Here is a 12,495-nt window from a genome sequence, read left to right as displayed (position 1 = left end):
GTGCTCCTTGCGGATGGTGCTCAGGCGCGCACGGTGGCGCGCCCGTACGGGACCAGGCGCACGGGCCCGGTCAGCCCGTAGGCCTGCGGTCTGTTGCCGCCGAACACGGCGGGGCGGCTGACGCGGAGCCGGTTGAGGAGGGTCGTCGCCACCTCGATCTCGATGGAGTTGGTGCCGGGGCGCAGGCGGCTGCCGAGGTCGGCGACGCGGGTGAGCTGGTCGAGGGGCGGCAGTTCGTGCCCGTTGACGCGGACGGTGAACGTGTCGAAGACGCCGCCGAGTTCGAGCAGCGCGCCGTGCGCCGGGGTCCACTCGCGGCCGAGCCGCACGGTGGTGCGGTAGGTACCGATGCCGGAGACGTCAGCGAGGCCGGGCAGCTCCGTCCAGGGCGCGAGCGCGTCCAGCGTCAGTTCGTGCTTCTCGTGCGCCGTCTCGGTCGCGCTCGCGCCGGGGCGCCAGTCGTCGACCGTCAGCTTCCAGGAGGTGAGGGGGGTGGGGGCGGGCACGGCGGGGATCTTCGTGGTGACGGTGCGCCCGTTGTCGAGCGTGGTGGCGTAGGTGCCCGCGGCCGAGGCCCGGATCTCCAGGCGTCCGCCCGCGGCTACGTGGATGGCGTCGGCCCGCGTCCCCGTGGCGTGCCGCTTCGGCGCGGCGCCGGACGGGCGGGCCAGGACGACGACGGTGACGGCGCCCGGCCGGAGGTCGACGGTGAGCCTGACGCGGCCGTCCGCCGTGCGCGTGTACAGGGCGATCGGGGTGATCGCGCCGGTCCACGGGTCGAGGCGGTGGGGGACCGCGCCCTTGGTGCGGGCGGTGAGCGTGACGTCGTGGGTGATGCGGGTGCCGGTCGAGCCCTTCTTGCTGACGGCGTCGTTGGCGAAGAAGTAGTAGTCGGCGTCGCGGTCGGCGCGGTGGGCGTGCAGCAGCATCGAGGACTCGGCGTACTCGACGTCGCGGGTGAGGCCGAGCGCGGCGATGGCCTCCGGGACGTCGGGCCGGTCGGCGACGGTGTGCACGGTCTTCAACTGCTGAAGTTCTGCCAGGAGTTGACGCAGACGGTCGTTGTCGCCGGGACCCGCCAGGCCGGGTACATGCGCGTCGGACCAGTCGCCGATCAGGATGATCGGCAGACCCGCGCGGGCGTACCCGAGCAGCTTCTCGGCGACGTCGAGCTGGAGGGTGTGCTCGCGGTTGATCATGATGTCGCCGTCGACGAGCAGCGCCTTGAGCGCGGGCCCGTCCGGCGCGAACCGGCCCCCGCGCACCACCGCCGACTTCAGGTCGAGCAGGCGCGGGCTGAGGAAGGTGTGCGTCCAGCCGACCGGCACACCGTCGCTGGTGAACCAGGGCGCCCCGAGCCCGGAGCCCGCGTACCCCTTCTGCCGCAGAATCCCGATGTCGACCCTGTTCACACCGGTCTGCAACACCTCCTGCACCCGCGCCAGGAAGTCCGCGATCCGCGGGGTGTGCCGCCACAGCGGCTGGCGCGGGCCCCACGCCTCGCCGTATCCGGCGGCGCCCTTGTACGGGGAGAACGCGGCGAAGCCCGGCCATTCGGCGCCCGGCGCGTCCGCGTAGCCGAAGCCGTGGAAGACGGCCTGGTTGACCCCGGCCGCGTACTGCGTGACCAGCTTCTTCAGCGTGTCCGTCCACGTGGTGGAGTAGGCGCCGCCCGCGGTGCCGCCCGCCTCGTTCGACACGAGCGGCTTGCCGCCCATGTCACGGCCGCCGGCCAGGCAGCGGAAGTCGTCGAGGTTCTTGAAGCCGAGCGACTCGCCCTCGGTGACGTCGAGCAGCGCGGACTTGTGGACGGCGTCGGTCTCGAGCCCGTACGGCTGGATGCGCAGCTTCAGACCGAGCGTGTGCGCCCACTTCTGGAGCGGCAGCAGATGGTGCTCGACATACAGCTCGGTGACGACCTCCATCACGTCACGCCGGACCGCCTTGTCGAGCGCCGGCTCGAAGCCGAAGACGTACTTCTCCTTCTTCTCGACAAACGTCGCGAGGTAAGGGAGGAGTGAGTAGCCCATGCGGCGCTCGAACTCGGCGGGCAGCGCCGGCGTCCACAGCGTCGCGTCCGTCTCGATCTCGATGGAGTCCTCGAACAGGGTGCCGCCCGCGTCCTTGAGCAGTTTGCGGATCGAGGGCGTCAGGATGTGCCGCTCCCAGAAGTCGGTGACCGCGCGGGTGCCCGCGTCGCTGAAGTGGTCGACGACGTAGGCGAGCGGCGTGGTGTGGTCGCGGCCCTCCGGGCGCTGGCCCGAACCGCGCTCCCAGTAGGCGACGAGGAGCCACGTGGCGCCGTCGTCGGGCGCGGTCCAGGCGATACGGCCGCCGGTGACGTGCGCGGTGACGTCGGTGACGGTGGCCTGGTCGAGGCGGACCGGCACGGCCGCCGGCGAGCTGCCGTCCGTCACCCGCACTGCCTGTACGAGGAGGAGCCGCTGGTCCGTGACGCCCGCCCCGGCCTCGCTGACGGCGGCCGGGACGGGCCCTTCGTAGGCGCCGCCCGGCTCCAGCACGGCGGTGCCGTGCGCGAGTTCCTTCGCCGCCGCCTTGCTGTCCGGCGTGATCGACGGCATCGCGGCGGGCCACGCGGGGCCGATCGTCAGGTCCACCACCACATCGCGCTTCCTCGCCTCGCGCAGCGCCGCCTCGACGGCCGCCCGCCAGGCGTCGGTGCCCCAGCCGTAGCGCACCGTGTCGAGCTGCGTGTCCATGCTGTGCGTGACGGCGGCGATCTCCACGCCGCCGAACCCGGCCGCCGCGATCTGCCGGATCTCGCGGGCGATCTCGCCGGTGTCGACCAGCGCGTCCGGCCACCACCAGCGGAACTTGGGACGCACGGCGGGCGCCGGGCGGCCCAGTTGTTCCGGTGCTCCACCCTGCGCGAGTACGTCCGTCGCGCCGGAGAACGGCAGCGCTGTCGCGGCCCCGGCCAGGGCGCTCATTCTCAGCACGGTCCGACGGCGCAAGCTCATGGTTCTCCTCGTTGAACAGTTTCAAACGATTCAATGTGGGGTGGAGGAACTTACGTGCAGCCGTTACCAGTGGCAAGAGGCGTGCGCGAAACGCACCTGTGCAGACTGATTGACAGGCGGTGCCGCCTCCCGCAAAGTTGCCGACGGTGTAAGGCGAAACGATTCAAGTCCCCCTGGCCACCACCTTCGTGGCGGACTCGCCGCACCCCGCTTCCTCCCTCAGCCGGACGTCGTACAGACGCGCAAAGGAGCCGCCGCATGCCCGGACCACAGCTGACGAGACGCACGTTCGTCGCGGGATCAGGCGTGGCGGCGGGGGCCGTCGTCCTGGGCGCAGGCTCCGGCACGGCGCGGGCCCATGGCGGAGTTCCGGCCCCCGGGGCCCCGCTCGCCGAGTTCCCGCTCTCCGACGTGACCCTGCTCGACAGCCCGTTCCGCGCCAACATGCGCCGCACCTGCGCCTACTTGAAGGCGATCGACCCCGACCGGCTCCTGCACACGTTCCGCACCAACGTCGGCCTGCCCTCGGACGCCGAACCCTGCGGCGGCTGGGAGGCCCCCGACGTCCAACTGCGCGGCCACACCACAGGACACCTCCTGTCGGGCCTCGCCCTCGCCCACGCCAACACGGGCGACAAGGAGTACGCCGACAAGGCCGCCCACCTCGTGAACGCGCTGGCCGACTGCCAACAGGCGGCATCCGGAGCCGGGTACACCGAGGGCTACCTCTCGGCCTTCCCCGAGAAGGTCTTCGCCGACCTGGAGGCGGGCGGCAAGCCCTGGGCGCCGTACTACACGATCCACAAGATCATGGCCGGACTCCTCGACCAGTACCGGCTCTCAGGGAACAGGCAGGCGCTCGACGTCCTGACCCGCATGGCCGGCTGGGTCGAGACGCGGATGGCCCCGCTGGACGCCACGCGACTGCGCAACGTCCTGCGCGTCGAGTGGGGCGGCATGAACGAGGTCCTCGCCGCACTCCACCTCACCACCGGCGACAAGGCCGCGCTGCGCACCGCGCGCCGCTTCGACCAGGAAGACCTGTTCGCACCGCTCGCCGAGGGGCGCGACGAACTCGAAGGACACCACGCCAACACCGAGATCGCCAAGATCGTGGGTGCGGCGCGGCTGTACGACGCGACGGGTGAGGAACGCTACCGGGCCATCGCCGCGCACTTCTGGGACATCGTCGTCCACGACCACTCGTACGCCATCGGCGGCAACTCCGGCCAGGAACTCTTCGGCCCGCCCGGCGAGATCGTCAGCCGCCTCTCCGAGGACACCTGCGAGAACTGCAACACCTACAACATGCTCAAGCTCGGCCGCCGCCTCTTCCTGCACGAGCCGGGCAACGCCGCCTACATGGACCACCACGAGTGGGCGCTGCTCAACCAGATGCTCGGCGAACAGGACCCGGACTCCGCGCACGGTTTCGTCACGTACTACACGGGACTGTGGGCCGGATCGCAGCGGCAGCCCAAGGGCGGGCTCGGGGCCGCGCCCGGCAGCTACAGCGGGGACTACGACAACTTCTCGTGCGACCACGGCACGGGTCTGGAGACGCACACCAAGTTCGCGGACACGATCTACTTCAAGTCGGCGGACTGTCACGAGCCGACCGACGCGGCCTCGCTGTACGTGAACCTGTTCATCCCCTCCGAGGTGCGCTGGCGCGAGCGCGGGGTGACCGTGCGCCAGGACGGCGGATACGGCGGATACGCCGGCGGTGACCGCCCCGTACGCCTCACCGTCACCCACGGCGCCTCCCGCTTCCGGCTCAAGATCCGCATCCCCGGCTGGCTCGCCGACGCGGAGCCCCGCCTCACAGCCCGCGTCCGCGTGAACGGCCGCGCGATCGACACCTCCCACGCCGCCCCGGGCTCGTACCTGACGATCGACCGGCACTGGAAGCGGGGCGACACCGTCGAGCTGACCTTCCCGCGCGCCCTGACCTGGCGCCCCGCCCCCGACAACCCGCACGTGCAGGCCCTGTCGTACGGGCCGCTGGTCCTGGCCGGCGCGTACGGCACCGACGAATCGCCCACGATCCCGACGCTCGACCGGTCCTCCGTACGCCAAGTACGCGCCGCCGACGCCGAGTTCACGGCGAACGAGGCGGGCGGCAAGCGCGTCACCCTGCGCCCCTTCCACCAGATCCACCACCAGCACTACAACGTCTACTTCGCGACCGAGCCGCGACCGGGCCGCCCCCGCGAGACCGCCCGCTACCTCCTCGACGAGGGCGCGGGCGGCACGGTCACCGACGCCACCCGTACCCACCGCGCCGGACGGCTCACCGGCGGCGCCACCTGGACGACCGGCCGCGACGGGCACACCGCCGCCGTCGCCCTCGACGGCGTGGACGGTCATGTCGCGCTGCCGCCCGGCCTGATCACCGGGCTCACCGAGCTGACCGTCAGCGCCTGGGTCCGCGTCGACACGCAGGCGAACTCGGCCCGCGTCTTCGACCTCGGCTACCACAAGGCGACCTATCTCTTCCTCGCCGCCCGCACGGGCACCGGCCGCCCGCGCGCCGCGCTGAAGATCGCCGGGATGGAGGGCGAGGACTTCGTCGACGCCGACGCGCCGCTGCCGACCGGCAGCTGGGCCCATGTCGCGCTCACCATCGGCGGCAGCCGGGGCGCCCTCTACGTCGACGGCCGCGAAGCCGGGCGCAACGACGCCTTCGTCTCCTCGCCGCTGCTCCTCGGCGCCACCGCCCGCAACTACCTGGGCCGCTCGCAGAACTCCACCCACCCGTATCTGCACGGCGCCGTCGCCGAATTCCGCATCCACAACCGGGCGCTGCCCGCCGCCGACATCGCTGCGCTCGCCCGCGCCTGAACCGCCCCAGCACCCGAAGCCCAGTCAGAAGGTCCCGCCATGCCCGAAGAGCTCCCCGCCCCCCTGTCCAGACGCGGCTTCGTCGCCGCCTCCGCGCTCACCGCCGCCGCCCTCACCGGCGGCCTGCCCGGCATCGCGTTCGCCGACCGCGACCGGGGCGGCGCCGCCGGCTACGACGCGGCCGGTTTCGCCGACCCGCGCCGCGACAGCCGCCCCGCCGTCTACTGGTACTGGAACGGGCCCGTCACCCGCGAACTCGTCACCACCCAGATGGCGGACCTGCGCGACAAGGGCCTGTACGAGGTCGTCGTCTTCCCGTACGACAACGCGGAGATGCAGCCCGCCTTCTTCACCGAGGACTGGTTCGACGTCATCGAGCACGTCCTGCGGACCGCCGAGAAGACCGGCATGAAGGTGTGGCTGTTCAACGACAACCACTTCCCGAGCGGCCGCGCCGGATACTTCGTCACCAAGGGCGGCACCGTCGGCTCGCGGACCTACGAGCCCCGCCCCGACCTGCGTCTCAAGGGGCTGTGGCGGTCCACGGCCGTCGTCCACGGCCCGCGCACCGTCAGCCTGACGGAGACCACGGGCGTCGGGGTCGACACCGGGCAGCTCATCGCCGACGCCGCCGTCCTCGCCGGGCCCGCCGTGCTCCGGGCGGGCACCGGCTGGGGCGACTGCACCGTCACCGCGAGCGCCAGGCCCGACGTCCTCGCCGCCGGACTCCTGGTCCGCGCCTCCGCCGACGGCCGCGACGGGCTCCTCGTCGAGTTCGACCAGACCGGCGTCGTCACCCTGTCGCGCGTCGCCGGCGGCACGGTGACCCAGGTCGCCAGGTCCACCCGCACCGACGGCTTCAACAAGACCAAGTTCCACACCCTCGCCGTCACGATGAGCGGGACCACGGTCTCCGTCACCCTCGACGCCAAGGACAAGGGCACCGTCACCGACGCCGGCCTCACCCACGGCGGCGTCGGCGTGCACGCCCGCGACGGGCAGCGCTCCCTCTGGGAGGAGCTGAAGGTCATCGCCGCCGACGGGAGCGCCCTCTACACGCAGACCTACGAGGACTCCTCGGCCGCCGGCGACTTCACCGCCCGCCCCGCTCCGAAGGGCGCGCCCGCGCCCGTCGCGGCGACCGCGCGCCCGGCGGGCTCGACCGACGCCGCCGACCTCGTCGAACTCACCGGGCAGCTGCGCGAGGGCAGTTGGCGCGTTCCGGCGGGGGAGTGGCAGATCGACCTGTTCGGCGGGCTCGACCTCACCGACGACTCCACCGGGTACGCGCGCGGCTACCTCGACCTCCTCGACGACGAGCCCGTCGAGCTGTTCCTCGACATCGTGCCCGGCGAGTACCACCGCCGCTTCCGCCGCTACTTCGGCACCGTCGTCAAGGGCTTCTGGGACGACGAGCCCTTCATCGCCTCCGCCCAGCCGCACTCCTTCAAGCGCCGCCCCTGGTCCCCGACGCTCGCCGCCGCCCTCGACGGGATCGGGGCCGAGCCGGGACGCGCGTACGCGAGCGCCTTCGACGACCTCGGCGAGCAGGGCCGCGTCCTGCGCGGACGCTACTGGCAGGCCGTCTCCGACCGCTTCTCCCGCTACTTCGAGAAGCAGTCCGAGTGGTACGCCGAGCGCGGCGTCCGCCTCGTCACCAACCCGCTCTACGACGAGACGGCACCCTCCAAGCGGATCGCCTCCACCGGGGACCTCCACAAGATCAACCAGTGGGCGCAGGTGCCCGGCGGCGACTGCATCACCGCCGAGTACGAGCTGGACGCACCGACCATGGACCCGCGCAACCCGGCGTCGGTCGCCCACCAGACCGGCCGGCCGCGCGTCCTCATGGAGATGTTCGGCAACATGGGATGGCAGGTCGCCCCGGACTTCATGCGGGCCCTCGTCGGCGCGTTCGCCACGCGCGGCATCAACCTCGCCGTCCTGCACGCCCTGTGGACCGACGAGACGCACGTCTACTTCGCGCCGCCGTTCGGCCCCCGAAACCCCTGGTGGTGGGCGATGCCGCCCGTGTCGGCGTGGATCGGCCGCGTCATGGAGCTGGCGCGCGGCACGTCCGGCGCCCGCACCGCGCTGCTCCAGCCGCAGCGCGCCGCCGAGCAGTTCACCGGGACCGCGCGCCAGGGCGAGGTCGACTCCGCCTTCGCGGACGCGGCGTACGCGCTCGAACGGGCGCAGGTCGACTTCGACCTCGTCCACGAGGGCGCGCTGAGCGGCGACAAGGCGCTGCTCGCCCACGCCGAGACGGGCAAGGGGCTGCTCCGGGTCGGCAACGCGGCGTACGAACTCGTCGTCCTGCCCTCGACCCCCGTCCTGGACACGGCGACCGCCCGTACGCTCGCCGCCTTCGTCCGCTCCGGCGGCACCGTCGTGACGGTCGGCGGGCCGCCCGCGCTCGCGGCGGACGGCGACGACACGGCGCTCGCCCGTGAGCTGGGCAAGCTGTTCCGCGGCGAGCGTGCCACGCGCGTCACCGACGTGAACGGCCTCGCCGCCGTCGCGCACGAGGCGGGTGTGCGGGCCGCCGTCCTGGAACCCGCCGCCGACGCCGTGCGCGTCCTGCGCACCACGCGCGGCGCCGACACCGCGTTCCTGTTCAACAACGAGAGCGGTACGCGGGTGACCACCACGGCCCTGCTGCCCGCGCACGGCGAACCCGAGCTGTGGGACCCGGCGACCGGCACGGTGCGGCCCGCGCCCGTACGGGGTCTGCCCACCCGGGACGGGGTGCGCGTCGCCCTCGACCTCGGCCCGTACGAGACGCTCGCCGTCGTCGTCCGGCACGGGGCCCGCGAGACCCCGTACCTGACCGACGCGGACGGGCTGTCCGTGAGCACGGTGACGCGCCACGGGCGGAACGTGCGTGCGACCGCGCTCGCCGACGCGCCCGGCACTCACCGCCTCACCGGCCGCGACAGTGACCACACGTACGCCGGTACCGCGAAGATCACCGATCCGCTCGCCCCGATCCCCGTCGACGGCGACTGGACGCTCACCCTCGACGATGACGGCGAGGACGGTGCCGAGCCCGTCACCCGCCCCCTCGGCAGCTGGAGCGACATCGCCCCGCTCCACTCCGGCAGCGGCACCTACACCAAGGACCTCACCCTGGACGCCGCCGCGCTCCACGGCCGCCGTCTCCTCCTCGACCTCGGCACGGTCCGCGAAGTCGCCCATGTCACGGTCAACGGACGGGAGTTCGGGCCGGCGCTCTGGTCCCCGTACGTCGTGGACATCACGGACGGACTCCGGCGCGGAGCCAACCGGATCTCGGTCCGCGTCTCCAACACGCTCTCCAACGAGCGCAACAAACCGCTGCCGTCCGGCCTCCTGGGCCCGGTCGTCCTGCGCCCCCGCCGCCCTCTCACCGTCGACCTCGCGCCGACCCGCGCCTGACCTCCGGAGACCCCGTCATGACCCGACGCAGACACTCCCTGCTGCTCGCGACCGCGCTCACCGCCCTCGTCACCGTCGCGCCGTCCGCCGTGGCCGCCGCCCCGGGCGCGAGCGGCACGGCCACCGCCCTGCGCACCCAGCACCTCGCGAGCGCCCTCGGCATCGACGACACCACCCCCGAACTGACCTGGCAGCCGCGCGGCGCGGGCCAGAGCGCCTACCGAGTCCAGGCCGCCACCAGCCGCGCCGCGCTGCTCGCGGGCCGCGCGGACCTGTGGGACTCGGGCAGAGTCGGCTCGGCCGTTCCGCAGGCCACGTACGCGGGCCGCGGGCTCGGCTCACGGGTGAGCGTGTACTGGCGCGTGCGGCTGTGGTCGCCCGGTGCGGACCGCGCCGCCGCCTGGAGCGCGCCCTCCGTGTTCGAGACCGGCCTGACCAGCGCGAAGGACTGGTCCGCCGACTGGATCACGAACAAGGACTGGCAGCTGGGCAAGCGCACCGTCCAGCCGGTGACGGTGAAAGTGCCGCGCACCACCGCCCGCTACGTACGCCTCGACGTCACCAAGCTCGGCCTGCCGTACGCCGACGACTTCCCCGCCCTCGCGCACCGCCTCCAGCTCGCCGAGATCGAGGTCGTGGACTCGGCCGCGCCAGGCACGAACGTGGCGCTGGGCGCCACCGTCACCGCCTCCGAGGCCGACACCGAACGCAAGGTGTGGGAGACGAAGCTGGCCGTCGACGGCAACACCAACAGCTCGTGGAGCCAGGCCGCCGGGTATCAGAGCCTGACGCACGACAGCGCCGACGCCCCGGTCACGCTCACCCTCGACCTGAAGGAGGCGAAAACCTTCGACCGGGTCGTCCTGTACCCGCGCGCCGACGTCCTCACCGCCGACGGCCGCGTACCGAACTTCCCCGTCGACTACGGCCTCGCCACCGCCGACGCGGCCGACGGCCCGTACACGACGGCCGCCCGCGTCACCGGCCAGCGGCCGCCGAAGCCCTACCTGCCCTCGGGGCTGCCCGTCTTCGCCAAGGAGTTCACCCTCCCCAAGGGCGTCCGCAAGGCCCGCCTCTACATGGCCGGGCTCGGCGTGTACGACGCGCAGGTCAACGGCAAGGCGGTCGGCGACGCCGTCCTCGAACCCGCCAACACCGATTTCGCCGACCGCGTCCAGTACGCCACCTACGACGTGACCGGTCAACTGCGGCGCGGCGCCAACGACTTCCGCGTCGAACTCGGCAACGGCATCTCCAACCAGCTCTCCACCGCCGACCGCTACCGCAAGCTCTACGGCAACAAGGCCGACCCCAAGCTCATCGCCCAGCTGGAGATCACCCTCGCCGACGGCAGCGTGCGCCGCATCGCCTCCGGCACCGACTGGCGCACCGCGCTCGGCGCGACGACCTCCTCCAACTGGTACGGCGGCGAGGACTACGACGCCCGCCGCACCCCGTCGTCCTGGGCGGCGGCCCGGCGCGTCGACGCGGCCGACACCCCGGCGACCCTGAGCGCCCGCGAGACCGAACCCGTCCGCGTCGTCGAGACCCTCAAGGGCACCGAGGTGTCCGGCGCGGCGGAAGGCAGCCGGATCTTCGACCTCGGGCGCAACATCGCGGGCTGGCCGGAGCTCACCGTCACCGCGCCCAAGGGCACGACGATCCGCGCGTACCCCGCCGAGGGGCTCAAGGACGGCCATGCCGACCAGTCCATCAGCAACGTCGGCGCACCCCTCTGGGACAGCTACACCACCGGCGGCGCAGGCCGCGGAACCTGGCACCCCAGGTTCAGCTACCACGGCTTCCGGTATGTGGAGATCAGAGGCTTGCCGAAGGGCGCGACGGTCTCGGTACGCGGCAAGGTGCTCCGCGCCGACAACGCCTCCGCCGGCTCCTTCACCAGCTCGAACGACCTCATCAACGGCATCCACTCGATCACCCGTCGCGCCGTCGAGGGCAACATGATGAGCGTCCTCACCGACTGCCCGAGCCGCGAGAAGCTCGGCTGGCTCGAACAGGACCAGCTCGTCTTCCCGACCCTCGCCGCCAACTACGACATGCGGTCCTACCTGCGCAAGATCGTCCGCGACATGGCCGACGCGCAGACCACCGAGGGCCTCGTCCCCTCCACCGTCCCCGACTACGTCGAACTCGCCGGCACCTACCGCAACGACGCCAACTGGGGCGGCGCGTTCGTCCTCGTACCGTGGCAGCTCTACACGACGTACGGCGACACGGACACCCTGCGCGCGTACTACCCGCAGATGAAGAAGTACGTGACGTTCCTGGAGCAGAAGGTCTCCGGCGGCCTCCTCGACTACTCGCTCGGCGACTGGTTCACGCCGGACAGGACGTTCCCGAAGGCGGTCTCCGGGACGTACGGCTACTGGCGCGTCGTCGACGCGCTCAGCGACATCGCGGGCGTCATCGGCGAGGACGACGACGTGGCCGTCTACCGGGCGAAGGCGGACACGAGCGCGAGGGCGCTCTCGGACGCGTACTACGACGAGACGTCCGGGACGTTCGGCGGCGGCGGGCAGGGCGCGGAGGCGCTCGCGCTCGACATGGGTGCCTACCCGGACGGCGAACGAGCGCGCCTGCTCGGCCACTTGGTGTCCTCGATCGAGGCCGCGGGGCACCATCTGCTGCTCGGCGAGATCTCGCTGCCCGCCGCCTTCCGCGTCCTGTCGCAGGCCGGTCGCGACGACGTCGTCTACAAGATCGCCACGCAGACCACCTCGCCCAGCTACGGCTACCAGGTCCTCGCCGGGAACACCGCCCTGGGCGAGAGCTGGGACGGCGGCTCGGGCCAGTCGCAGAACCACTTCATGCTCGGCGCGATCGACGCCTGGTTCACCCGCGGCCTCGCCGGGCTCGACCAGACGCCGGACTCGGTCGGCTACCGGACGCTGAGCATCGCCCCGGCGGTCGTCGGTGATCTGACGTCGGCGCGGGCCACGTACACGACGCCGTACGGTGAGGCGGCGACGCAATGGCGGCGTGCGGGCGGGGAGTTGGAGCTGACCGCGCGCGTACCCGCGGGCAGCACGGCGCGCGTCGAGATGCCCGTCACCTCCGGGCGGGTCTCCGCGCCCGAGGGGGCGCGGCTCGCCGGCCGTGCGGACGGGGTCGCCACGTACGAGGTCGGGGCGGGGAGCTGGACGTTCCGGTCGGCCTACGCGCCGGCCGCCGAGGACGGTCCCGCGCTGTCCGGCTGATCGAACGCCGGCCGGGCCGTCCCCCGTAGAATCCC

The 12,495-nt window shown here is 72.5% G+C and carries 4 protein-coding genes; 3 read left to right on the top strand and 1 reads right to left on the bottom strand.

All coding sequences use genetic code 11. The features are described from left to right. Positions 1–20: 20 nt before the first annotated feature. Entirely contained in the window at positions 21–2,981 is a 2,961-nt protein-coding gene (locus ACH4RC_RS19085) for a glycosyl hydrolase (RefSeq protein ID WP_398202088.1), read from the bottom strand. A 258-nt stretch (positions 2,982–3,239) separates the two neighbouring features. Between ACH4RC_RS19085 and ACH4RC_RS19080 the strand changes: the two genes are divergently transcribed. Genes ACH4RC_RS19080 through ACH4RC_RS19070 form a run of 3 tightly spaced genes read left to right on the top strand, consistent with a single transcriptional unit; the run spans position 3,240 to position 12,460 of the window. Further along, a complete protein-coding gene (locus ACH4RC_RS19080) occupies positions 3,240–5,825 on the top strand; it encodes a beta-L-arabinofuranosidase domain-containing protein (protein WP_398202086.1) in 2,586 nt (861 codons plus the stop codon). Between the two features lie 39 nt (positions 5,826–5,864). Further along, positions 5,865–9,242, top strand: a complete 3,378-nt coding sequence (locus tag ACH4RC_RS19075) for a glycosylhydrolase-like jelly roll fold domain-containing protein (protein ID WP_398202084.1) — start codon at positions 5,865–5,867, stop codon at positions 9,240–9,242. Between the two features lie 17 nt (positions 9,243–9,259). After that, positions 9,260–12,460, top strand: coding sequence for a family 78 glycoside hydrolase catalytic domain (locus ACH4RC_RS19070; protein ID WP_398202082.1), 3,201 nt, complete (start codon positions 9,260–9,262; stop codon positions 12,458–12,460). Positions 12,461–12,495 lie beyond the last annotated feature (35 nt).

Source organism: Streptomyces sp. NPDC016845 (assembly GCF_044332585.1).
Classification (GTDB): domain Bacteria; phylum Actinomycetota; class Actinomycetes; order Streptomycetales; family Streptomycetaceae; genus Streptomyces.
Note: the sequence above shows the minus strand (reverse complement) of the source record. Positions and strands in the feature narration are given on the sequence as shown.